Genomic DNA, 25,854 nt, shown 5'->3' on the forward strand with positions numbered 1-25,854 from the left:
GAATGTAATTAGCTAGATTTAAATACTCAAAATAAAAAGGTTGCTAACGTAAACATTAACAACCTCCATTATAGACACTAATGAACAACTATCAGTGACTAACTTTTTTGTTTTTAGCAAATTCAACCTTTGGACGGAAGAACCACCCAGTTACAGTTCCTTTAACAATCATTTTCAAACGCAAGCGCATATTAGGTTTGTGATTTAAGAATACTCTAAAAATTTCATATAGAACCTTTAGATGTGTTCTCAAATACAATAGCAAACCTCTTTGTCGGCTAAAGTACATTTGATTTCTAAAGGCATAGAAATAACGCGGTACACGATTAATTGTGTCCAAAGAAACATTGGATGCAATATTGTTTGCCATCTTATGAATAACTCGAGATGTTGGAACCATATATCCTGGTAATACTCGCGCAGAACGTTCAGTATACTCAATGTCATCGCCCCAAATAAAGAATTCGGTAATTGGCAAACCAATATTTGCGACAATCTCTCGACTAAACATAACTGACACAAAAGTTGCATTTCGCAGTGGTTCTAATTCAGTCGCATGTAATGAAATTTTATGGAATCTACTCTTTGGAGATGGCAGATTCATTTGTGCTCGTGAATTGTCTGTCCAACGAACATCAGATGCCAAGAAGCCAAATTGATTATTAATCTTTTTTGCAGCATTTACCAACTCAGTTAAGGCCGTTGGTGTTGGTACTGTGTCATCATCCATTAACCAGACGTAGTCATCAGTCGTTTCTTCCATGAAGTAGCGAACGCCTTTATTAAAGCCGCCAGACCCACCAATATTGTCTTTTAAGCGGACATACCGAATGGCGTCGCCCAAACTTGTTAGATACTCTTGGGTATCTTCTTTACTATTATTATCAACAACGATGATATTATCTACCTTCGTCTCAGAATTTTGTAAGGCTTCAATGACCTCTTTTAACATTGGTAGCCGATTATACGTTACCACAACCGCACTCACAGTCATATTAGATAGTCTCCCAACTATTAACTATTTTTATAAATGAACATATAGCATGCTCATATACACTTATACATTTGCGACCTAAAAATATGCTTAGATTATTTCACTTTTTTAGCAACATAGATTGGTCGCTTTTTTACTTCTAAATAAATATTTGAAATATATCGACCAACAATACCAATACTCAAAAGTTGAACACCACCCAATGCTAGAATAATAACTACCATAGATGGCCAACCAAAGACCGAAGTATCTGGATACAAAATTGCACGAATAAATACAACCAATGCACCAATCAACGCCAAGACAAACGCAATACCACCAAGAACAGAAACTAATAACAGTGGTGCTCGTGAAAAGTCAATAAATCCTTCAATTGAATACCTAAATAGACCCCAGAAAGACCATGACGTCTTACCAGCAACACGATCTTGATTTTTATAATCTAAATATTTTTGCTTAAATCCAACCCAAGAAAAAATACCTTTTGAAAAACGATTGTATTCTTGCATACTCAAAATAGCATCAACCATTTGTCGGCTCATTACTCGGAAGTCACGGGCTCCTTCAACAATATGCGTATCAGACATTGAATTAATTAATTTATAAAACAAATTTGAGAACCATGAACGAATGACTGGCTCACCTTCACGGCTGGTACGACGAGCGCCCACCGCATCCCATTCACCAGATGACACACCAGCCAACATTTCAGGCAACATTGATGGTGGATCTTGAAGATCAACATCCATTACTGCAACATATTCACCCGTTGCATGTTCAAGTCCTGCATATAATGCTGACTCTTTACCAAAATTACGAGAAAACGATACTGTGTGGACATGACTATCCTTCTCAATCAACTTTTCCACAGCGTCCATTGTATTATCCGAAGATCCGTCATCAATGAACCAATATTCTAATTCATAATCGGCAAAATTTTTATGTTCCTCTTCTATTGCATCATAAAATAAATTTACAGTGTCTTGCTCATTAAAGACCGGTACAATCAAAGATAATTTAGCCATTTCTTCCCCTTTTTGAAATCTTACTGCATTCTATTATAGCAAAATTCCAATTATTTCCTATCTTTTAAAAATTTTTTTACAAAACCGACACTTTCCATTACAAGTTTAGCGCGTAATAAGAAAATAATTGCAAAATAAATAACTGCACCAACAACAATACATAGTACTGTACCACTAGGATTTGCTTGTAGCTTCATTGTCATTGGAACAATAACAGCAAACATGATTACACCAGCAACCATATATTTCCATGTACCAGAAAATAGTTTACCTATTGATAAATCATGACGGACAACAATTAACTGATAAAGCGTCACTGCACCTTCTGAAAGTACCGTTGCAACCGCTGCACCATAGAGACTCCAAAGTGGAATAGTAATAAAGTTAAGTACAATATTTATGATTGCTCCAATCGTTACGGACATCGTATAATCCTTCGTTCGACTGATTGGCATTAAATACTGTGTTCCTAGGACATTGCTCCACGCAATTAACACAATAATTGGTGACAAAATTGAGATTGTCCATCCAGCAGGTAAGAAAGGAAGTCCCATATACCAAATTGACATTTTGGGTCCCAGTGCCATCATACCAAACATTAATGGTACTGATAGAGCGGTCACAAAATCCATTGATTTATAAATGGCTTTGTTCACCGCTAAAATATTACCCTTTACAAAGTAATTTGCCACACGCGGTAGCATAACTGTTCCCAAAGCAGTAACCAGTGCCAAAGACACTTTAATGATTTTATCCGCATTTTCATAAAATGCAGATAACCCGATTGAGTTTGTTTGGAATAGTGGCAACATTGTTTTATTCAATTGTAAATAAATCTGTGTTGCAATGGTAGGCATAAACAAACCTAACGTTGGCAGAACATGTCGCTTGAACTGCAATGTTCGCAACTTAGGCAGTTTAACCTGCCCTGGAATATAAAACCACATGGTGATGTTACCAACCACCTGCGTCAAAGCTAACAGCAAAATATAGTTATTAACATCTGCTGGTGATTTAACAACCAAGAATATTAGAATAACCATCGCAATCTTTACTAAGGAATTACGAATAACTGTTTTCTTAAAATCCTCAAGTCCCATAAAATACCATGAGATGTCTAACAATCCTGAGACAATTACCCAGGTTTGCAAATAAAGTTGATGCGTGTTTTGACTAAATTCGCCTGAAACTTGGCGCATAAAAAACACAAAAATAACATAGGAGATAATTGCAATTACACTGACAAACGTGTGTAAGAGCTGAATTTCCCAAAAACGTTTGTTACGCAAGTCAATGTCATCACGGACATAAGCGATCTCTCGTTGACCATAGAGTGTAATTCCTAAAGTCGCAAACAAAAGAAAATAACTAACAATTGAATTAGTCCAAGCTTGAACACCCATACCTTCTGCACCCAATACATGTGACAAATAGGTCATGGTAATCAAAGGCGCTAAAACAACTAATAGCTGATAAAACACATTGTATAAATAATTTTTGACGACTTGCATGGTTCCATCCTCTGCTTGTAATCATTAATTTTGATTACGGAATAATTTTATTTAAGACTGGTACTCTTTTTAGTATAAGTATGATAATGAGACAAATAAGCCAGACAATCAATGGTAACCCCAACAAATGGAATAGTGAATCTGGTTTGATATGTAGAAAATGAGTAACTATTTGTATGATAAATTCATGGACAACATACACACCAAGTGAAGCGCCAGAAATACGTTTTAACCACTGTCCTGTTTTAGGATTTGGTTGCCAAGTTTTTGGGAATCGATGTTGGAAAAACAACCAAATTCCCAAAGGCAAGATGAATCCACCGATTGAAAATATATTATAAACTTCACGCGCAGTTTCACCGTGACTAATAGAAAGAAATACTGTCAATAAAAACATAAATCACACGCTCAAAAACGACAACCCGTATACCCAATGTCTCTGCCGCTCTGTTTGCTTAAAGTTATGTAGATACCAACCTACAAAAAATATACCCATTCCCATGCTCAACGCTAAAGGAATATTTGATATAAGCTGACTAAATGGTCGATGCAATAAACTATACCCATAGTTTATTATGCCAGTTCCAATTATATACAGCAAAATAATATATTCAACGACTTTCTTATTTTCTTTAGTTGCTAAAATCGATAAAAAAGGCATTGCGATATATACCGGAATTATATAATAAAAAAACCAAAAGACCGGTTGAATATGATCTTGTTCGATGCCATTAATCAAACCTGACAGTGACCAATCTGGTATTCCCAAAATAAAATGATTCCAAGCATACCAAATGATTGACCAAACCAGAAATGGCACTAGCACACGTGCCCCTCTTTTTTTCAAAAAAGTTTTGGTATCATATCGCTCGCGATAGTTGAGCAAATTTGCTCCCGATATCATAAAAAATATTGGAACTGCCCATATAAAAATTACTTGAATAAATACACCTAAATACCAATTGGGATCATTTGGCATAAAATGAAAGGCATATTCAGATGTATGAAGCCATATTACTGCAAAAGTGGCCACAATATTTAAAATATCCAAATAATAATAGTGTTGTTCACTTATGTTAACTGGATTACTCATGTCACTCCTGTTATTGTATCTAAACTTATTATGAAAAAATGAGGCACAATACACTAAAGAGTGATTGCGCCTCGATTATCTATTAATCTATCAAAAATTAATGTTCTTCATCATGTGCGAAGTTAAAATCTGATGGAATATCAAACTCTTTACGTACTGTATTAAAGGCAGCATTGAACACTTGATCCATATCATAATAGCGATATTGTCCTAAGCGACCACCAAAAATAAATTGTTCTTTATGTTTGCGTGCTTCCTTTGCGTATTCCTTATACAGATTTGTATTCTTTTCATCATTAACAGGATAATATGCTTCTTTTGAGCGATCCCATTCTTGTGGGTATTCTTTTGTAATGATGGTAACACCGTCATCTGACAAGCCATCAAAATGCTTCCATTCCATAACACGTGTGTATGGTGTTTCAGCATCAGTATAGTTAATCACAGAATTACCTTGATAATTTTCAGTCTGCTTTAATTCAGATTCAAAGCGAACTGAGCGATATTCCAATTCACCAAACTTGTAATCAAAGAATTGATCAATCATTCCCGTATAAACAATACGAGGGAACTCTGCGATATACTCGTCCTTGTGAGCGAAGAAATCTTCATTGACACGAACATCAATCAAATCATTGTCCAACATCTTATCAAAGATTTGTGTGTAACCACCAACAGGAATTCCTTGATAACGGTGATTAAAGTAATTATTATCGTAGATAAAGCGAACTGGCAATCGTTTAATGATAAATGAAGGCAATTCAGTTGCCTTACGTCCCCATTGCTTTTCAGTATAGCCCTTCACCAATTTTTGATAAATATCAGTACCAATCAGTGAAATTGCTTGTTCTTCCAAATTACGTGGTTCGCGATCGCCTAATTCAGATAAGGCTGCTTGCTTTTGCTCTTCAATCTTAGCCTTGGCCTCAGCGGGTGTTTTGGTCCCCCACATTTCGTAAAATGTGTTCATGTTGAATGGTAAATTATAAAGTTCACCCTTGTAGTTCGCTACCACTTGGTTTTGGTAACCATTAAACTCGGCAAATTGATTGATGTATTCCCAAACTTCTTTATTATCCGTATGGAAAATATGAGCACCATAATCATGGACAGTGATACCATGGTCAGTATGTGTATACGTATTTCCGGCAATGTGTGAACGCTTTTCGATGATAAGTGAACGCTTACCACGTTTAGCCGCCTCATAGGCAAAAATAGCTCCGAATGGACCGGCCCCAACAACTAAGTAATCATAATTTTTATCATTTAAAGTCATTTATTATTTTCCTCTACATATCTATAAAAAAATATCCTGAACTTACTTTACCATAAATCCAGGATATTGTGTTTTAAAAGTGAACCTTCTTATTTGTATTTTTAAAAAATTTACGCTTTAAAAATTGTGTACCCTTATCAAGCCAATTCGTTTTTTCAGTAGTTACCAAAGGAAAATCTTGGAATGTTTTATGATTCGTATACAGCCAGGTATCCATTAAACGTTCTGACAAGAAACCAAATACACGACGATCTTGTCCTTCATATGATTCGTACGGAATACGTTGTGCAACTTGGTTCAAAACGCCAAACATAAAATCAGTATATGACTGAAAGTCTGCCTGTTTCATGATTGCCATATTAAACAAGTGGGCTTTCTTACTTTGCCCCATTTGTTGAAATGCTGACAAATACTCAGGAAAACTTTCTTTAATAACATCCTGCATCATAAAATAAGGTTCATTTTTATGTGCATTTAAGTAATGATTCTCCTGTGATTCAATGTAATAATTACGTTGCTTTGGCAACAATACATCTACTTTCTCTAAAGCATCATAGATTTGCTCTTGACTAAGAATATCAGCCAAATTATGACTTGATTTCGTACCGAAATAGCGGCGATAGTGAGCAAGTCCCACTATATCTTCATCTCTCAAATTATACTTTGCCCAATATAATGCTGTAAGTTCATTAAAAAATGGATTCAAAGACGAAATATTTTCACCTTGATCATCTCGTAGATATCCTGCCGGTACCTCATCACGTAACGCAGACCCAACCATAATCGGTTGATATCCTGAAATTTCAGGTATTTGATATGGTTTATGGGTTGCAATTAAAATCTTCATTATTCTGACTCCTTTGCAAACACATCATTTTCAGCGATATGAATAACACGCCAGTAAAAGAATAGCATTAATAGAATTGGCCATGACACAACATTCGATGGCGTTACTGAACTAACGACAGCAACAGTGATAATTGTCATATAAAACGCCTTAATCGAGACGCGATAGAACATACTACGCTGATCAAATTTACCAGATAGTTCTTTTAAAACTACTAAAGAACGCTTAACTAGACCAAACAATAGCCAAATAAATATTAAGAAAAATACAAGGCCATATCTTGCTAACCAACCAAAGGTATCGTTCAAAATTGGATAAGCTTGATGTTGATAGACCTGCATATACTCGAAATTATTTTTTGACCAAGCAGGTAAGTTATCAACAATATATTGTCCTTCATAACCATAGCCAACACCAAATAGTGGATGTTGTAGCCATGTTCTAATTAGAGCAATTGTTCCACCAAGTCTGTTGTCGGTACCACCTTTTTGGAAAATCCAAGTATTCAATAAATTATGAACACTTGGCACAGTGATATATGTCAAGGCTACTCCAATTACTGCGATTATTCCCAGAAAAAATAAGCTAATTTTTTGCTTTTTGGGTGCTGCTAACCAATACACTAGTGCAAGAATACCAATTAGTAGGAATCCCGTTGTTGTCTTTGCTAACAACAATACACCTAAACTGGCAGCACCTAATATAATTGCTGTCCAGTATATCCAACGATTTTTAAATGCTCTCAATGGTTCTTGTATCAACATAAGTAGGAATGGGCTGAATGCTATACCAACTAATAATGCCAAGTATGCTGCTTCTGGCTCAAATCCATTAACACGCATCGAAGTTGTGACATAACTACCGTTGTCATAAAAGTTACGATTTTCCCAATGACGTTCGAACAAATGAGCGATTGGGTTTATCCAATGTGTTAATGATGTGAAGCCAAAAAGATAAAGTATCTGCGGCAAAACAATTACGCCAAGGTAAACAGCCATTGTAATGACGACGGATTTCATAAACTTTATTGCATCGTCATAACTACGAATAAGCATTTTTTGAATCGTATATGCCATCCAAATTGACAGTATGACTTGAATAAACATTAATAAACCATGTAATAAGCCATATACTCGCGTAGTTGCCCCTACCACAAATGATTCATAGGTCATTAAAATCAGTTGTACAACAACAAATACACCCCAGATACGCAAAGTCGACGTTTTTGGTAAAACATCTTCCAATTGTGTAGGTTGTAAATACAGCTTCACCAATATAAATAGGCCGAATACAACAACAGCAATTTGAGAAAATAAATCAAAGAAAAAGAATGTATATGTTTTTGGCAAAATCGCAAAAGGCATTAACCAATTAACCATATTTCACTCCTTTTTATGCTTTCGTTGTTTTAAAATTCTTGAAAATACCAGTAAAGAACGCTAATACAATTCCCAAGGCAACTCCTGCAACCAAGCCAAATGCAGCTGACTTCTTAGGAGATCCCGAAACAATTGAGTCAGCACGTGCCTTTTTAGCGGCAGACATTAACTCAGGCTGTGGCATATTTGAAATTAGCTTAGGGCCATTCACAGCAAATGAGTCTGTATAAGCATTAACCATTTTGACTGCTTGATTTCCCTTTTTAATACCATGTACTTGAGCATCTATTAACAATGTACTATCAGGTGTCGATAAGCTAATTGCCTGACGTAATTCATTTGCGGTCACTTTAACGTGTTGTTTCTTTAATTGCTTGACAGCAGGCTCAATAATCTGACGATCCTTACCGATTGAGCGATATGTCTTTAACATCCAAGAATTTCCCATGATACGTGAATTTGGATCTTTGACATCGCTATCACTTTTACCAACATACATATTTCGTGAAGCACTATAACTAGTAACGGTTGGTTGTTTGTTCATGACATACATGGCACCACCGCCGATAATCCCTAATACGATAATCCACCAAGCATTCCGTAACATGTGCTTAATCAAATCAGTTATAGTAAATTGATTGTCCATTTTCACTATTTCCTCTTAGTATAAAATTTCTGACTATAACATCGTCAGTTAAACGCGAAAACTCGCTACATTTCAGTATACATGAGATGTAGCGAGTTTGATAGTTATGTCACATTTTTTTAACTTTCTTTACATTGCACCTTTTCCTTTAAAAACTGCAATAACTGTCATAAATAAAATTTTAAAATCAAACCATAAATCAGCTTGATCGACATAGCCAATTTCTAATTGGGCACGTTCTGGATATTGAATTTCACTACGACCACTTGCCTGCCAAAGTCCCATTGCGCCTGGTTTAACTGATAAGAATTTATCAACATCCTGACCATATTCTACCAATTCCTTTTCAACCACTGGTCGTGGCCCAACAATGCTCATTTCACCCTTAAGAATGTTAATGAATTGTGGTAACTCATCAATCGAAGTTTTACGTAGAAATGCACCAAATTTTGTGATTCTAGGATCCTCTTCAGTTGGCAATTTGTATCCGTTTTCGACAAATTTTGCATAAAGTGCTTTATTAGCGTATAGCTTTTCTTCAGCACCGACAACCATTGACCGAAATTTGTAAATACCAAACTCACGATGGTTTTGACCAATTCGTTTTTGTTGATAAAAAATAGGACCACGATTATCACCAAAAAAATAAAACAGTGAAACAACCAAAAAGATTGGCGATAAAATAATCAATGCAAATAGTGAAACAGAAATATCTAAAAATCGTTTCGTAAATAAGTATCCAGTTTCTGACACCGCGAAACCTCCTTCTTGTTTGCTAATATTTTATAGATATTTTGCGTCAAATTCAGGATCTTGTGACGTCAAAATTTTGGGACCATCATCTGTTATGGCAATCACATGCTCATATTGTGCTGACCACGAACCATCTTCGGTTGTAACAGTCCACCCATCTTCTTTAGAGGTCTCTACTTTCCAACCACCAAGATTTACCATTGGTTCAATCGTAATTGTCATACCAGCCTTTAAGCGCAACCCATGTCCTGCTTTACCATAATGTGGTACTGCTGGTTCTTCGTGCATGGTTGGCTGAATCCCATGACCAATATATTCACGGACATTACCATAACCATTTTCATCAGTGACATATTTATCAATTGCTGCACCGATATCACCAATTCGGTTACCCACTTGAGCCTGGTCAATACCAATGTATAAGGCTTTCTTAGTTACTGCCATCAAACGCTTGACCTCATCTGACACATTACCAACAGCATATGACCATGCTGAATCTGAATAATAGCCATCCAAATCAACAACTGTATCAACTTTGACGATATCACCGTCTTTTAAAATTAATTTTTTACGTGGAAAAGCGTGTGCAACTTCGTTATTAACTGAAACCGTCGTCGCATACTCAAATCCTTCAAAACCGATTTGAGCCGCACGACCACCATGACTTTCAATGTATTGACGACTAAACTCTTCAATTTTCCAAGTTGAAAGTCCCGGTTTGATTAATTCACGTAGTCCTTTATGCATACCAGCGATAATTTCACCAGATTTTTTCATGCCTTCTATTTCACGTTGTGATTTAATTGTAATCATTTATGTTCTAACCTGCTTTTCTAAATTCAGTTTAACTAGTAACATTATACGCTTACTTTAACAATTCTTGGAAACTTTTCTTATTATCTATAAAAAATTGGCTATTTTCAATAAACACTGAAAATAGCCAATATTAGAAATATTAACGCAAATAGAACGTATCGTTATTACCAAAATAATAATGATGGTTATTTATCATTTGATGTCCTTGCACCGCACGACCGTCAGCTCCAACATAGTAGCGATAACCCCATGCTGTTTGCCACTGATTATTTTGACGGAAACCATTCGTAAACCAGTAATATGCACCCATATAATATCGGAAGCCTGTGTATAGTTTGCCATCTTCAAACCATTGCCAACCCATACGAGATTGTATATAACCTTGCCAAGGAATAAGTATGCCTTGTGCATCAGCATAAAAGGTTTGGTTACCTACCTTAATCGATTGATTTGTTCGCAAAAAGTGTGTGCCATTATCACCAAAGTAATAGTTATTTTCACCAATTTGTTGAATACCTTGTACCGCACGTCCTTGGGCATCGACATAATAACGATAACCCCATGCTGTTTGCCATTGATTGTTTTGTCGAACACCATTTGTAAACCAATAATACGTTCCCATATAATGACGGAAACCTGTATATCGTCGACCTGCTTCAAACCAATACCAACCGGTTCCATCATTTAGATACCCTGCAGCTGGTTTACCTGCTGAATAAAAAATATGATCCACTGGTTCAGTTGCAGTCGTTGCAGTGCTTAGACCTTGTTGTAAGAATGGCGATCCGTAATCAATACTCACATCAAATAATCCTGGAACACCTGGAAAACTAGTTTTTGAATTCCATTGCCACGCACCATATTGCGTGTGCCATAAATTATTAGCAGTTGGTTGATATGGGTATGATGCCATCCAAATATTACGCAATCCAAATGTATTTGGATTCAATTTTGTCGCTGCGATATAGCTTGGCGAAGTGTATAGCATATATCGCTGATATCCATTAGCTGCTAGACGATCACGAAAGGCCAATGCATTCTGTGTGACATCCCCTTGCCTGGTCGCTGAATCTTCCAAATCATCAACTAATACCGTATTGTTCGTTAACCCATATTTTTTAACAAATGTTGTAAAATAATCAACTTCATTTATCGCACTAACAGGTGTCCGATATTTGGAATAATGATAGACCGCAATTCGTAGCCCAGCAGCTTGTGCACTTGCAATTTGTGCTTGTGCATTTGGATTAATGTAATATGTGCCCTCAGTCAATTTAACAATAACACCTCTGACACCATGACTTTTCATATTGTCAAAATCAGCGGTGGTTAAACGACCGTTCCATGATGAAACATCCACAAAGTCCGTACGTGGTGTGCCTGCTTGACCAGCTGTAATACTCGGCACACCTGTCGCATAAACACGATGTACTAAAACAGCAATACTTAAAATACTAATTATTAACACTAGTATTAATTGTTTAAAATAGTGCATCTAAACCTTACCTCATATTTATATGATTACACTTTTTGTAAGTGCCTAACCATATTACAATATTTGGTAACTGAAATAAGAACTGTTATTTTACGTTGGTAAAAAAATAAGTCAGACTATTGGTTTAGTTGATTTTTAACATAGGTTGGAAAATCAATCTGTTGTTTCTTAGCTGCTTGCCAATACTGGGCAATCGTTGCATCGTCTAGATTTGAAGAATCAACACCAGCTTCATAAAGTTTAATACGCGCTTCCCGAATATTAACAACTTGAGAGTCACTGGTGTCTTGATCACTACTAGTAGTTGTTTCAGCCGAGCTAGTTTCCAATGTGAGACTCTTATCTCCGGATAACGATGTACTACTAACACTTGAACTCTGCACATGCGATGAATGGGATGATTTCACACTCGATGTATGTGAAGAAGTCATCGTTGTGTGCTTATCTTCTGATCTATTAAACACAAAGAATAATGAAATAATCACAATCATGATAATAACACCCGATACGACCCAAAGAATATGTTTACGTTTCATCTTGATCACCCCTAATTAATCGCAAACGCAGGTGTTCCTGGATCCCAATCTTGTGGATCCTTTGATAACTTACTCAAAATGCCATCTACACTATTCCAGCCACTATAAAACTGGTGATTATAGGGATCAAAAATTTCTGTGTTACCTTGGTTATAGCCATAGCCAACTACCGCATGACCAATTCCAACATTCACGAAGAAGATAACTGGTTTACCTTGTTGTAAGGCTGATTTCACTGCGTTTGGTGTACCTAAGCTTTGAATACTATGTCCATACGCATTAATCATTGTCTTTAGATCTAGACCTGATGCACCATATGACTCATGGAAATGACTCACTTGGTTACTAACCTGACGTGGGGTGACATTGATACCGTACGTTCCTTTTAGAACCATTGCAGCACTAGTTGGCACACAGCCTGTTGCACCAAATGATCCGCCACTTAACCAGGTATTTGCCCAGCGTTTATCCCATTGTGAATAATAGTAAGGTTTTGCAGCTTTTTTTGGCATCTCACGTTCGTAAAATGTCCCATTCGTGCCGAAATTATGTTTCACACCATCAATCGTGACAATTCCTTGGACAGCTCGACCATCAGCACCGACATAATATCGGTGTCCCCATGCTGTTTCCCATTGATTGTTTTGGCGCACACCATTTTGGAACCAATAATATGAACCTTGATAATGACGGAAACCAGTAAATAATTGTTCATTTTCTATCCAGCGCCAACCTAACCCTGAAACATTGACATACCCGGAAGGTACTGCACGTTTATAAAACGTCCCATTTGTACCAAAGTTATAAATATGATTATTAATGAGCTTCAATCCTTGGACGGCACGCCCATCAGCGCCAACATAATACTGGTGACCCCATGCTGATTCCCATTGGTTATTTTGACGCACACCTTGTTGGAACCAGTAGTATGCACCCATGTAATAGCGAAAGCCTGAATAAAGTTGCCCATTTTCAAGCCAACGCCACCCAACACCAGGTACATTTAAGTAGCCTGATACATTGTCCTGTCGTAAATAAAATGTCCCATTTGTGCCAAAATTATATCTTTTACCATTGATCCATTGTATGCCTTGAACGGCTCGGCCATCTGCGCCAACGTAATATTGATGGCCCCAAGCTGTCTCCCATTGGTTGTTTTGACGCACACCTTGTTGGAACCAATAATATGAACCTTGATACTTCCTAAATCCAGTATACGGTTGCCCATGCTCTAACCAATTCCACCCACCATTAGCGGAAGAAACATCTGGTGCATAGACATAACCTGATCGATGATTCACAGCAGATGATGCTGTTGTTGTTCTATTACTAGATGTCTCTGGTACGTCCGTCGAATCAGCAACACTTGATGATATAACACTTGAACTACTCGTTATACTACTTGTACTTACTGAATTAGTTGTTAAAGAGGCCTGACTAGATTGTTCAGAACTTATTTCACTGGTTATTGTCTGAGATGATGTCGTTGCATCAGCAGACACGATTGTATAGCCCAGTTGTCCTCCTGCTAATAAACTCATTCCAAATATCATCGTTCGATATAGATTATTATGATTTTGCATGCCCATTTCCACCCCTAAATTTTATGAATTACACCTATAACTGTACCCCTTTATAGCATCATGAATCTATTTTTTAGGTTAGAAAAAAGCGAGAAAGAAAAATTCTTTCTCGCTTAGCGCACAATAGTTGTGATTATATAGTTTTACGCTTATCTCGTACACCAAAAATAATTAAACATACGCCAGTTGCTAGACTAATTATCCATGCAATATAGGTTGTTGCAGGTGTCTTTGCTCGAACTGTTAAACGATTAACTTGTGCAGCCGTCGTCTTAATAACTAGTTGCTTATTTTTATTTATTTTATACTGATACTGATGCTTATTTTGATCAGTAACTTCATACTTTAAACTTTTATATCCCACCATTGGGATGACCGTCGTTGTATTTTTTGCAAATTTAGCCCGATAAACCATACCATTCGGTACAGACGTTGCTTTTGTCTTTAATAATTTGTCATCTTGAACAATTTCTTTTTTCTGTAATGACTGATTAAAATCAACATTTTTAGGTAAATAATCAAATGCACCATAAGTTACCCAGTAACCCATCAAATTTTTAAAATCCTCATTGTGTACCTTAAAATTTGCCATTGGTGTATAGCTAACTGGATGCTTGGCTGTTGATTTGTAATTTGTTTGAACAGCGACTGCGTTCACCCGATCCACAAAACCATATTTAACGTTAAACACGGCAACACCAAATGAAAATAGTGCTAATACCACGTAGATTGTATTTCGTAACCAATTTTTATTAATAACATGACGTATAGCTAAAATAGCACTCAAACTTAATAGGAAGATAGCAATAATAAACACCCGATGTGGAAATTGTATAACGCCTAGTTTCGTCCCATACAAGTATTTCCAACCATAACTCGTTCCACTAAAAATAACCCCAACAGACACAAGTGTCGCAACTTTTGTAAAACGATCCTGCTTACGCCAGGTAACTAACACACCAAAAATTGCTAAGAAAGCAATAATTCCCACCGTGTTGGTTTTAAAACGTGCATCCCCTGCAATCGCAAAGGTTGAATTAATAAATTCATGCCAATCCGGTGCGGCCCAAATAGATAATTCTGTTGCCGCTGGTGTAACCATTGTATTCCCCAACATGGCAATAATAAATGGTAGTAGAAATATCAGTGACAAAAGTATCGTAATGACTGCAGCAACTGATAAGTTCGCCAAAACATTCAGACGATTCTTTCTAAAAATCAATAAAAACAAAGTAAAAATCGCAGTATAGCCAACAACGATTGCAAATGACAAAACATGCGAAAGAATAATAAAGGTGAAACCGATGACCAACAACAAAATAGTTTTCTTATCTAATGCCACCAAATTGTTTGTTGTTGTCTTCGTTAATCTAATTAATCCTAGTACCACTAAAGGCATAAATGACATTGCCCATACTTCACCAAACAGCCATTGCTGAATAACCTGTGAAAGTGTTGGCACAGCCATTGTATAAATGAAAGCTGCCGTTGTACTTTCTGTCAAAGATAACCCCAACTCTTTACTAACCCATTTTGCAATGCTGAATTGAGTCATTAATTGCACCCACATCAACACATACATTGCCGTAACTGGTGGGAAAATAAATTGCAATACTGCCCCAATGTACACAGGAAATGATGGATACATCGTTGGTACTATACTACCAATCTGATTAGCTGAAAATGTTGAAATAACTGGTATCAAATTTCCTTGTCTTAAATTATTATAGAATTCAACAATTCTATTCGCATGGAATTGTAAATCAGCACCAGCATATAAAAAGCCAAACCGACCAACATAGGCTAAGATGATCGCAAATACTAAGCCTGGAATAAGGTAGTAGCATCCCTTCTTTATTGCACTAGCATGCATTTTTCTAACTCCTTGATTGTTTTCTAATTTTTATTTCAAATTAAAGGGCGCTATTAACTTCAACAGTCTCATAGCGTCCTTATAATTGTATCACGATAAATGCATCAAAATGTTTTTTAATGCTGTCGCAGCTTCATCACCATCATGTGGGTTGTATTGCTGACTAATGTCTGCAAGTACCTGATAATCATAATTATCTGCCTGTAATAAATCCATCAATTCTGTTTCAGAATATGCAACCGGTAACCCCAAATCTTTTTTAGCATCCAGATAAACACCACGTCGAACATGGTATTCATTAAAGTCTGGTTGAAAAAGAAAAATCTTTTTACCATAGACGGCAAAGTCAAAAAAGACGCTTGAAAAATCAGTAATCAAAATATCAGTAATCATAAACAGTTTATACAAAGAATAATTATCAGCTGTAATGATTCTACCTTTTTTTACACCCTCTGAAAAATAATGACCACGGTAAATCACGGTATAAGTTTCAGACAATTTCTCTAGTGTTGCTTGTGTTAGTGTTGTCTGTTCGCGCGCTTGGTAACCTCTAAAGGTTGGCACATACAGTAGAATTGGTTTCTCCGATTTGATGCCCAACTGATATTTAACACGTGCTGGTGTTATATTTTTTTGATAACGAGTCACAATATTCTTTCGCAATTGCCCATGTTCCACAAACCTTTTTGTCTTTGGAAATACCTCTTTGAATTTTTCCAAATCGTAATCACCATAGGTAAACATAAAGTCAAATTGTACATGGTCATACCAATATTGTACCAGTCTGGATAAGCCAATTTCAGCATGACCTAGTGTTTTCATAGGAACACCATGCCAAAATTGAATATAAATATGCCGTTTATGACTAAACGGTATTAAACGATCAATGCTCGAATTGGCCACCCAATATTTAGATTTTAATAAATGGTAAAAAAAAGTTGGTGAATTAGATGAAATCTTTCTTCCTAATTCAGGCTGAACATAAATATTTGGTTTATTCAGTGCCCATACCAACTCATAGTCTTTAAACGCTGGGTCAGTTCTTAACATATTATATGCTTCTTTTGGTGTATCTGAGTATTGCCGACCACTGTATGAAATAAACAAAATCTGTTTTTCGTTCGGTCTAATAAACAATTGTAGAACTTTAACAAATGCACCCACAAGAATGAGGTATGCCCCACCAAAAAAAGATGAATTTTTAATACGATTTTTTATTTTTTGTGCTCGACCCATATTACTACCATTACCCTCTGCCCTAAGTTAATAATTCAAGTATAACAAAAATATGTTATTGACACCGTGTAATTACATAAAAAATCCTTCAAAAACTCACTGGATTTCGTGCATAATTTCAGCACCACGATTCACAACTAGATAAGAACGTCCATTGTTATCCCAAACTTGTGATTCAAACTCTCTGGTTGATTGTTTTGGTGATACATAGACACCACTTTTAATATCTGATTTTTGCAATTCACCATTCGCCCATCTTGAAGCTGGAATAGCATAATAGGCACCATCCGTGAGGTAAAATAATTGGTCAGTATTATTATTAATTGATAAAAATTGACCAAAGTAGCCTGGTTTTTGTCTAATCAGTGTTCGTGACATATACAATCGGAGTTTACCGTGCGACACAGCACCACGATAAAGCATCAAATCACCCACTTTAATATTCTTAGCAGCAAAATTTTTCTTGGTTTGGTTTGAAACCATGCTAACAATCGCCACATTACCATCCCCATCAATACTTAATGTTTGTTCACCGTGAAATGACTGATGAGTTTTAGTGTCTCTAAAAATAAACTGGTGTTGATCACTAGGATATAGCGTATCTAATTTAATTCTGATCAAACGCTGTTGTCGTGATTTTTTTGCTAACGCAATCATCCAAATACGATTATCTTGGGCATTATAAGCGACCGCTTGACCATGCCCCATATAAAATTCTGGTCCAACCTTAATTGCCTGCAACAGTCGATCATCATTAGTCGTTGCAAATTGGTGATGGTTAACACGATTCTCTATTCTTCTAAGCATGTCAGCTTGACCAGTTTGCCACACGCCAAGTCTTTGTAATTGTTGAATATCATATCGCACAACGCGCCCATAATTTTTTCGTTGCTGTGACTCATAAACAACATACAAGTAGCGACCATTCATCACACTTCCTTGTGGTAATTGCCAATTGACTAACTTTGTTGACACAGTGGGTAACAATAGCGCTGTTTGATAACCTTTAATCGGTGACACTGATCGACTTGTTGCCCGTAAAGTAGAAAATTTGCTTTTAGCTGCTGTATACGTTGGTTTCTTCAAATATGAAATACCCGTATCGGGTGCTTGAATAATGCGATACTTTTTTGGCGTAGTGCGACTATTTTGAAAAACATTTGACCAATTACTCGTCTTTATTTTCGTTTTTGGTTTATTCAAAACCTGCCATTGTGCTGGCTTAATTTGTGTTGCACCCGTCAAATTTCTGCCAGCTTTATCCTGCAATGACAACGTAATCCGATCACTGCTACGCAAAGGACGAGATAATTTTGCGGTAAACGCTTGGTTTAAAATAATAACCTTTTTTAATAAAACACTTTGCTGATTCTTCATAACAAGTGTATAAGCAACTGATCCACTTTCATTAGCATCATAAATTGCACCTTTTATCTGATTACTACCTGTTTGCAATTGAATGTTACGTTTCAAATCAACATTTGCTACTGGATTATTTATCTGACCATAAATTTTATGATTAGGTATGCAAAATGACAGCAAAAGAACCATCCCAAAAGCAAATAATATTTTTAAATACCTCATATTAGACCATCATCACCTCACAATCTTTTATCACAAAAATATTTTTTCTATTCTATCATAATTAACGTTTATTGACCGCTAATAGTTAGCGAAATACAAAAAAAGCGTACATGAATTGCCAAAATTAGCAAAACTCATATACGCTCATAAAACATCAACCAATTAATCCACTAAATGTAATAGCTCTTTCGTCTTATCCCAAAGTTGCTTTTGTAAAGTTAAATCATTTACTTGTGGATTAAACTTTTTTGCTTTTTCTCGTTTATTATAATATGCGCCTGATTCCCAGGTTTCGCCTGGTGTACCTTCGATAAAGAAACGCAAAGTCTCACCACCTGCTTCGGCACTTTGTAAAATCACCTTATTCAGCACCGTATGGTAAATACGATACATCCAGCTCTTTTTATCATTCGCAAAATTTGTACGAATCATACCTGGGTGGAAAGAAACCGCAGATAATCCATTTTTATGGTAACGACGGTCTAGCTCGTTAGCAAATAAAATATTTTCTAATTTGGCATCCCCATAAGCCTTGGTTGCTTCATATTTTTTATGACTATTGTTCAAATCATTTAAATTAATATGTCCAAATAATTGATGCGCAATACTTGAAGTATTAATGACAATTGCTTGCTTTGGATTAAAGTTTGGTAGCAACAGTTGCGTCAGTAAAAATGGTGCCAGATAATCCACCTGCAATGTTCTTTCAAAACCATCATTCGTTAATTCATACGACCCAAACAATCCACCCGCATTATTGACCAAAATATCAATTTTTTGCTCACCTAATGTTGTTTGCAAAGCCGCTGCTAGATGACGAACTTGATCTAATTGCGAAAAATCTGCAATAAAATAAGGTGCATTGACTTCCTTAGCAATCTTAGCGGTCTTTGCTTTATTACGGCCAACCAAGTAAAGATTATACTCATCTTGATTTAATCCACGAACTGCTGCTGCCCCGATACCATCAGAAGCTCCTGTAATAATAACGTTTTTTCTTTGTCATATACTCACCAATCCTTTCGAATCACAGTACGTTTGATTGTCTTTTTTGTCACCAAAAATGGTTTGTAATCTGCTTGATCTAGTACCATTAAAGTATATGTTGCTTGATCCACATCACACACAAGATAATTCACATCTGAACGCAATTCTCTTTCAGCACTTATTTTGATAGTCTTACTGACCGTAAAAATATCATTCAAACCTAACTGGCGACGCTTCTGATGATGAATCAAATGTCTTGCAAAAAATCCAATCGTCCATAATGTGCCACCAATAAATGCTGACTGTCCAAATTGATGGGTTATTTTTATTTTAGTCTTACGATCATCTTTCTGCATAATTCCCCCTCAATTAATTTGAGTATAGCATAAATCAAGTTTGCCTAGTTAAAATTCATGAATGTATCCTTTATTTTAAAACAAAAAACAACCTTCTTAATATAGTAGAAAGTTATTAATTATCATGCGAAACTCAAACTTTAATTTTTATGGAGAGATAAGTAATTTAATTTTTAATTCGCAAATATTCTTGATGATAGTCTTTTGCACGTTTTGTCACACTATCAAAATCACCGACTGCTGCTGCACCAGTCAAATCGCTTCCTGCGCCAACTGCGACAACGCCTAAATCAAACCATTCATGCATATTTTCTAAATTTACACCACCTGTTGGCATAACATTACCAAATAGTAAGGGTGCTTTGAAAGCTTGAACAAATTCTTTACCAACTGAGCTGCCAGGGAAAACTTTGACAACATCAGCACCATAACGTAAAGCAGACTTAATCTCATTAATTGTCATACATCCTGGTAAATAAGGAATTTGATATTCATTGCAAATAAATGCTGTCTCACGGTCAAATGCTGGGCTAACAATAAACTCTGCACCAGCCATAATTGCAACTCTAGCAGTAATCGCATCAAGCACTGTGCCAGTACCGACAATTACTTCTGAATCATTCGCAAACTCTTCGTTTAGTTGCTTAATCAATTCATCTGCTGAAGGTGCCGTAAATGTTAATTCAATTGCTTTTACGCCACCCTTTATACAAGCTATCGCTGTTTTTCCAGAACCTGAAACCGAAACCAATACATCACCCGCCTGAATGGAAGGCGTAATTGTCTCACCAATCACATAGACGGTGTATCCAATATGCACAAGTCTCATTGCAAAGCCCCTTGCCATTAAGCCTGAGCGTCCGGCACCTAAAATAAATATACGCTTATTTTTATCAATCAATTTTTCAGCCTGTTCTAGTTGACTTCCATCAACTAGGGACATAAGGATATGTTTAACCCCTCAATGACACCATCAATTATTTCGCGATGCTTGTAATTGGTACCCGCGGTCAAAATGTCAGCAATCGATACCCCCTTACCATCTTGATTCCATGCCCCTTCAGCTTGATGAGCAGCAATTGCTCCTCCCCATAGAAAGTCATCGGCTAATTCTAATCCCATGTTCGCCTCCCCATATTCGTCCATGAATAAGATTATCTTTACTCAGCAATTTATTTTAGTTAAAAATCTTTGACTCACTTAAATTGTATATGTACACTATAATAGTGCATATACTGTAATGCAATCGTTTTCACTGAACGCATTCGAATGTGTCATAGAAGGAGTCGATTCGTGCTGAAATATCAACAAATTGCTAAACAAATTTTTTCATATATCCAAGATAGCCAGTTAAAACAAGGTGACCAACTACCTAGTCTGACAGAATTAGTGACTGACTATCAAGCAAGTAAAATTACCATTCAAAAAGCCATCGCCGAACTGGAAAAAGAAGGCTTTATCTACCAAGTTCAAGGTAGTGGTACCTTTGTTCGTAGCATGCCTACCGATGATTACATCAATTTCAATTTGAGCAATGGTTGGAACAGCGATTTCACCAAGGAGCCCACTGAAAATTCAAATATTAATGTGCAAAAAATTTCACCATCGTTGGCTGTAGCACAAAAACTAAACTGTACCGTAGACATCCCTGTTTTTAAAGTGCAGCGTACCAAATCAATAAACAATAAGGTATTTTGTTTTGAAACATCATACTATAATTCAAAACTTGTGCCTTATTTGAATGATTCAATCGCCCAACAATCTTTATTTAATTACATTAAATTGGCATACAACATTACCATTAGTTTCACTGATAAGTATTTTGATGTTCGTGAATTAACTTCAATCGAGTCCGAAAAATTAGGCTTTCCAGAAAAAATTTTGGACTGTCAGTTCATGAAACATTTTATTCAACAAGTGGTGAAATATTTGATTATTCCGAAAATGTTTATCACCCTGATAATTCGAAGTTTTATTTATAAAATTAACGACGAAAAAATTCCTGTGAGTTGACGATTACTCACAAGAATTTTTGCCTGTTAAATAAATTTATCTAGTGCTTTCGCAATACCATCATTGTCATTGGTATCCGTAACAAATGTTGCATAACTTTTTGCTAATTCTGAGCCGTTACCCATCGCGATCGCATGGCCGGCAAATTTAAACATGGGGATGTCATTTTGTTCATCACCAAACACCATTACTTCTTCAGCATCTATTCCAAGTTCAGCTGCCAAAATTTCTAAAGCTGCTCCCTTACTTGCTGATGCATTCATAACTTCTAAGAAATTATCAGCAGCTCGTACAACGTAATATTGACCACCAAATTCTTTCACTACTGCTGGTTCAATCTGATTTAATTCATCAGTCTCACCCACAAAGATCGCTTTAACGATTGAGAAATCATTGCCTAATTCATCAGGTGTACGAATCAATAACCCCGCATCGTTCTCCCATGCCTGAATGACGGTAATGCGACTAACATTAGTATTGCTAGTATAAATTTCACCATCTTCGTCGAGCACATTGTACTGCAGCTGATGTTGCTTAGCATATTCATCTATGTGGCGGTATTCAGCATTTGGAAGGCCTAATTTATTGATAACTTTCCCAGTAACGGACTCAATCACACTGCCATTATAAGTAATGACATACTGGTCATCACTATTAATACCAAGCTCATTTAAAAATGGTCGCACCCCTGGCAAGGGTCGTCCCGAGCAAAGCACCACTTTTATACCATTCTCAAGTGCCTTTTTTAAAGCAATTTTTGTACTAATGAGAATCTTCCCCTCTGAATTTAAAAGTGTATCATCAATATCTAGCACAATTAATTTGATCATCGTCATATCTCCCCTAAGTTATTGTTAACGCTTTCATGTTAATTGGTCTACACCAACAAGTCAACAAAAAAGAAGTTAAACCGTAATCAAATTTGCTTGAAAATTAGTGCTATCCCAATCCCTAACATTGCTACACCAAACACAATGCCACTCCAGAGAGCTGCTGGTAGAAAATGAGACGTACTTTTTGTACCATGTCGCTTGCTATTTAGGAAAACCCCTCTAACACTATAAAATTCCCAAAAGCTAATTAAAATTAGTACAACACCTGTTATTTGTTCTGCCAAAATATTTTCCCCCTGTCTTCATGAAATTATTTAAGCAAATGCATTTTCATCGATTAACTTAATAACCTGTTGAATGGCTTTATCCCATACGACCCACTCATGGCCACCACTGACCGCAACAAACTCATGACGTAACCCCTGTTGTTCAATTCGTTCGTTAAGGGCCAGATTCATGTCATAAAATGGATCATCAGTCCCACATAGTTGCCAAATATATGGTGTCTGCGCTCCCTGTTGTGTTATCAAGTAATTAATGTCATTAATAGAATTTTTCACTTGATCTGGTGAACCAAATAGTCCTTTGAACCAAACATCACGTTTTGGACTCTCATGCCATTTTTGTACAATATCAGTCATCGCAGACATTGGAAAAATTGCTTGAAATTCTTTTGGATGTGTCAATCCAGTTTTCAATGCTCCAAAGCCACCCATCGAAGTTCCCGCAATAAATGTTTGTGATCGTTGATCTGACAAATGAAACCATGCACGACAACGTTGTAGTAGTTCCTGGCTAATGTATTCAAAATACTGACTCTCACCATCCCGGCTCGTGTAATAACTTCGGTCTACTCGTGGCATAATAATCGTGATATCTGTCTGACTGGCATAATCGGTCAGCCGTGTTTGATTTAGCCAAGCATTTTCATCTTCACCTAAACCATGTAACAACAATAGTGTTTTCTCTGATCCTTTTGGGTACTCCGGCAAAATAATATTGACACTTGTATTCATTTTTAATGTCTTAGAGTAAAATGACAATCGACTTACCGCCATAAAAATCTCCCCTCATTAAGATAAGCGTTCCTCTTGCACATAGTTAATTGGTAACCATTCCAATACTCGTTCAATTTGTTTATCCCAATAATACCACTCATGACGACCAGGGGATGTTTCATAGGTGATGTCGTATGATAACTGCTTTAATTTAGACACAGCTGTATCATTTAATTGTTTAAACTCGTCCTGCTCCCCTATCCAATCATATAATTTCGGTTTGTTTTCACAGCGCTCTGCTAACGTCAAAATGTCATTATCAGAGCCAATAAAATGATCTAAATCACCAAAAATGCCTCGCCAATAAGTTAATGATTCCAAATCAAGTAATGTATCTGTCTCACCCACAAGGGCTCCGGAAAGTGAAGCAGCATAACTAAACTTATCGGTTGCAAACGCCATTTTGAAAGCACCATAACCACCCATTGATAATCCAACCACAAAATTTTTTGATCTTTTAGTTGAAAGTTGTGGAAAAAAACTGGCAACTTTTTCTGGTAATTCTTTTGCAATTGCATCAAAATAATTTAAGCCATACTGCGTATTGGTATACCATGCCAAATCGGTTGATGGCATAATAATTGCAAGTGGCGTTTGTCTGACCAATCGTTCAATATCCGTACGACGTTGCCAGGTCGATTGGTCACCCGACATGCCATGTAGTAAGTAAAGAACTGGTATATCTTGTAATGTTTCTGCAGTCCAAGTTGGATTGTGGTTTGACAATTCAGGTAAGATAACGTTCATCGTACGATCCATGCCGAGTACTTGTGAGTAATAGTCAACTTGTAAATGAGCCATAGTGAACCTCTTTTCACAGAAATAATGATAAAGTTTTAATTTGACTTTCGAACATATTAACATGTAAAGAATATAAAAATATTATTTAATCATCAATTTATTCAAAAAAGCCGAATTTTCTGTTGAAATAACAATTTCTGTGTAAAAATTGTTATCTGTATACACTAATTTTATGACTTTACTAACTAAAAAAGCTTGCAAGCCTGATAAAAATTATCAGATTCACAAACTTGATTTATTAATTTTATGATGTGCATACTACTTAATACTCTACACTATAAAAATTTTATATTTTTCGTAATATTAAGTGTCTGAGTTCAATAATTCTTTTAATCGGTGATAAAACCTATTATACTAATATATAGCTGTTTTACTACTACCTTCAATGATTGGAGCTTGTTCAGGCATTTTCCCTCCTTCGAATACATTGTAGTATGCTGAGGCCACATGTCCAAGATCAATTGCCCACTTACCCATTTTACTTAAATCAGAAGCTAAAACAGTTGCTGTTGGTCCTAAAGAAAGAATAATTAAATCAGATGAATCTTTTTTCAATCTCTCTCTTAAGTCATCAATATCATCATAGGCATCTACTGCCTTGGTATATACATATTTTACAGACTTGATAGTGTTAAACATATCCGGAATTAAATCAAATCTACTTCCTTTACCTGTAACAACAGTAATATCTAGCCCCCGCCATAACTCCCTATACATTTCTACAGCAGTTCTATCATATTTCTTAAAAAAAAGTGGACGTGATAGATGGGTACTTACAAACCTAGAATGTGCATTCTTTTCCAATAAAGGTTTTAATTGAATAAACGAATTAGACCATAGTCTAATATGACTTTCATTTAAAATTGGAGATGGTTGACCCACAATTAAATTATGATTAGGATTAATTAAAATATCCTTCAATTCCTTAGACAAATTTGCTGAATTTTTTTGAAAAGGTGTATTAAAATAAGGCGTTGCAATTAGAGTGTTCTCACCATCACCAAATCGTGACACAGATAATTTATTATCTTTAATAACTTTTAACGACTCAGGCATGTCATACATCTTATCCCAAATCAATCGTTGTAGTTCGCTATACATAGGAAGTGCTGCTAATTTTAGTTGTGTTAATGAAGTGTCCATCTTAATGCACTCTCTT

24 protein-coding genes and 2 pseudogenes are annotated in these 25,854 nt (G+C 36.1%); 1 reads left to right on the plus strand and 25 read right to left on the minus strand.

What is annotated here, in order from left to right; translation table 11 throughout:
• Positions 1-91 precede the first annotated feature (91 nt).
• The 20 genes and pseudogenes from HMPREF0877_RS01720 to HMPREF0877_RS01815 form a co-directional block, all read right to left on the minus strand.
• Entirely contained in the window at positions 92-994 is a 903-nt protein-coding gene (locus HMPREF0877_RS01720; protein WP_002827427.1) for a glycosyltransferase family 2 protein, read from the minus strand.
• A gap of 95 nt (positions 995-1,089) precedes the next feature.
• The gene (locus HMPREF0877_RS01725; protein WP_002827428.1) at positions 1,090-2,019 is read right to left on the minus strand and encodes a glycosyltransferase family 2 protein; all 930 of its coding nucleotides are present in this window, start codon (positions 2,017-2,019) and stop codon (positions 1,090-1,092) included.
• Between the two features lie 50 nt (positions 2,020-2,069).
• Positions 2,070-3,530, minus strand: a complete 1,461-nt coding sequence (locus HMPREF0877_RS01730) for a flippase (RefSeq protein ID WP_002827429.1) — start codon at positions 3,528-3,530, stop codon at positions 2,070-2,072.
• 34 nt (positions 3,531-3,564) lie between these two features.
• Positions 3,565-4,623, minus strand: a pseudogene (locus HMPREF0877_RS01735) (acyltransferase).
• 97 nt (positions 4,624-4,720) lie between these two features.
• Entirely contained in the window at positions 4,721-5,899 is a 1,179-nt protein-coding gene (gene glf, locus HMPREF0877_RS01740) for a UDP-galactopyranose mutase (protein ID WP_002827432.1), read from the minus strand.
• 73 nt (positions 5,900-5,972) lie between these two features.
• Positions 5,973-6,746 carry a DUF4422 domain-containing protein gene (locus HMPREF0877_RS01745; protein WP_002827434.1) on the minus strand — a complete coding sequence of 258 codons (774 nt, stop codon included), beginning with the start codon at positions 6,744-6,746 and terminating at the stop codon, positions 5,973-5,975.
• On the minus strand, positions 6,746-8,125 hold the full coding sequence (locus tag HMPREF0877_RS01750) for an O-antigen ligase family protein (protein WP_002827436.1): 1,380 nt from the start codon (positions 8,123-8,125) through the stop codon (positions 6,746-6,748). The genes HMPREF0877_RS01745 and HMPREF0877_RS01750 overlap by 1 nt, the downstream gene beginning before the upstream one ends.
• A 13-nt stretch (positions 8,126-8,138) precedes the next feature.
• Complete coding sequence (locus tag HMPREF0877_RS01755; protein ID WP_002827438.1) at positions 8,139-8,771, minus strand: YveK family protein; 633 nt, start codon at positions 8,769-8,771, stop codon at positions 8,139-8,141.
• A gap of 129 nt (positions 8,772-8,900) precedes the next feature.
• On the minus strand, positions 8,901-9,524 hold the full coding sequence (locus HMPREF0877_RS01760; RefSeq protein ID WP_002827440.1) for a sugar transferase: 624 nt from the start codon (positions 9,522-9,524) through the stop codon (positions 8,901-8,903).
• Positions 9,525-9,554: 30 nt separating this feature from the next.
• Positions 9,555-10,337 (minus strand): type I methionyl aminopeptidase, encoded by a 783-nt coding sequence (gene map / locus HMPREF0877_RS01765; RefSeq protein WP_002827442.1) that lies wholly within the window; start codon positions 10,335-10,337, stop codon positions 9,555-9,557.
• Positions 10,338-10,479: 142 nt separating this feature from the next.
• The gene (locus HMPREF0877_RS01770) at positions 10,480-11,835 is read right to left on the minus strand and encodes a GH25 family lysozyme (RefSeq protein WP_002827443.1); all 1,356 of its coding nucleotides are present in this window, start codon (positions 11,833-11,835) and stop codon (positions 10,480-10,482) included.
• A gap of 116 nt (positions 11,836-11,951) precedes the next feature.
• Positions 11,952-12,371, minus strand: coding sequence for a hypothetical protein (locus HMPREF0877_RS01775; protein ID WP_002827444.1), 420 nt, complete (start codon positions 12,369-12,371; stop codon positions 11,952-11,954).
• A gap of 11 nt (positions 12,372-12,382) precedes the next feature.
• Positions 12,383-13,954 (minus strand): C39 family peptidase, encoded by a 1,572-nt coding sequence (locus HMPREF0877_RS09790; RefSeq protein WP_138075716.1) that lies wholly within the window; start codon positions 13,952-13,954, stop codon positions 12,383-12,385.
• Positions 13,955-14,087: 133 nt separating this feature from the next.
• Positions 14,088-15,827, minus strand: coding sequence for a glycosyltransferase family protein (locus tag HMPREF0877_RS01785; protein ID WP_002827446.1), 1,740 nt, complete (start codon positions 15,825-15,827; stop codon positions 14,088-14,090).
• 90 nt (positions 15,828-15,917) lie between these two features.
• Entirely contained in the window at positions 15,918-17,063 is a 1,146-nt protein-coding gene (locus tag HMPREF0877_RS01790; RefSeq protein WP_002827447.1) for a CDP-glycerol glycerophosphotransferase family protein, read from the minus strand.
• 96 nt (positions 17,064-17,159) lie between these two features.
• Positions 17,160-18,647, minus strand: coding sequence for a hypothetical protein (locus HMPREF0877_RS01795; RefSeq protein ID WP_002827448.1), 1,488 nt, complete (start codon positions 18,645-18,647; stop codon positions 17,160-17,162).
• 162 nt (positions 18,648-18,809) lie between these two features.
• Positions 18,810-19,634 (minus strand): SDR family NAD(P)-dependent oxidoreductase, encoded by an 825-nt coding sequence (locus tag HMPREF0877_RS01800; protein ID WP_040760265.1) that lies wholly within the window; start codon positions 19,632-19,634, stop codon positions 18,810-18,812.
• Positions 19,635-19,657: 23 nt separating this feature from the next.
• Complete coding sequence (locus HMPREF0877_RS01805; RefSeq protein ID WP_002827450.1) at positions 19,658-19,990, minus strand: hypothetical protein; 333 nt, start codon at positions 19,988-19,990, stop codon at positions 19,658-19,660.
• 166 nt (positions 19,991-20,156) lie between these two features.
• Positions 20,157-20,933: a bifunctional 2-keto-4-hydroxyglutarate aldolase/2-keto-3-deoxy-6-phosphogluconate aldolase gene (locus HMPREF0877_RS01810; RefSeq protein ID WP_002827451.1), complete on the minus strand. Its 777-nt coding sequence runs from the start codon at positions 20,931-20,933 to the stop codon at positions 20,157-20,159.
• Positions 20,934-20,941: 8 nt separating this feature from the next.
• Positions 20,942-21,112, minus strand: a pseudogene (locus HMPREF0877_RS01815) (family 1 glycosylhydrolase); the annotation flags it as partial.
• Between the two features lie 171 nt (positions 21,113-21,283).
• Between HMPREF0877_RS01815 and HMPREF0877_RS01820 the strand changes: the two are divergent.
• Positions 21,284-22,003 carry a GntR family transcriptional regulator gene (locus tag HMPREF0877_RS01820; RefSeq protein WP_002827453.1) on the plus strand — a complete coding sequence of 240 codons (720 nt, stop codon included), beginning with the start codon at positions 21,284-21,286 and terminating at the stop codon, positions 22,001-22,003.
• Positions 22,004-22,029: 26 nt separating this feature from the next.
• Here the strand turns inward: HMPREF0877_RS01820 and HMPREF0877_RS01825 are convergent, their stop codons facing one another.
• The 5 genes from HMPREF0877_RS01825 to HMPREF0877_RS01845 form a co-directional block, all read right to left on the minus strand.
• Positions 22,030-22,839 (minus strand): Cof-type HAD-IIB family hydrolase, encoded by an 810-nt coding sequence (locus HMPREF0877_RS01825; protein ID WP_002827454.1) that lies wholly within the window; start codon positions 22,837-22,839, stop codon positions 22,030-22,032.
• A gap of 80 nt (positions 22,840-22,919) precedes the next feature.
• Positions 22,920-23,120 carry a hypothetical protein gene (locus HMPREF0877_RS01830; protein WP_002827455.1) on the minus strand — a complete coding sequence of 67 codons (201 nt, stop codon included), beginning with the start codon at positions 23,118-23,120 and terminating at the stop codon, positions 22,920-22,922.
• A 30-nt stretch (positions 23,121-23,150) separates the two neighbouring features.
• The gene (locus HMPREF0877_RS01835; protein WP_002827456.1) at positions 23,151-23,894 is read right to left on the minus strand and encodes an alpha/beta hydrolase; all 744 of its coding nucleotides are present in this window, start codon (positions 23,892-23,894) and stop codon (positions 23,151-23,153) included.
• A gap of 15 nt (positions 23,895-23,909) precedes the next feature.
• Complete coding sequence (locus HMPREF0877_RS01840) at positions 23,910-24,695, minus strand: alpha/beta hydrolase (protein ID WP_002827457.1); 786 nt, start codon at positions 24,693-24,695, stop codon at positions 23,910-23,912.
• A 354-nt stretch (positions 24,696-25,049) separates the two neighbouring features.
• Positions 25,050-25,838, minus strand: coding sequence for a GT-D fold domain-containing glycosyltransferase (locus HMPREF0877_RS01845; RefSeq protein WP_002827460.1), 789 nt, complete (start codon positions 25,836-25,838; stop codon positions 25,050-25,052).
• Positions 25,839-25,854 lie beyond the last annotated feature (16 nt).

Origin of the sequence: Weissella paramesenteroides ATCC 33313, assembly GCF_000160575.1 — a bacterium.
In the GTDB taxonomy this organism is placed as follows: Bacteria; Bacillota; Bacilli; order Lactobacillales; family Lactobacillaceae; genus Weissella; species Weissella paramesenteroides.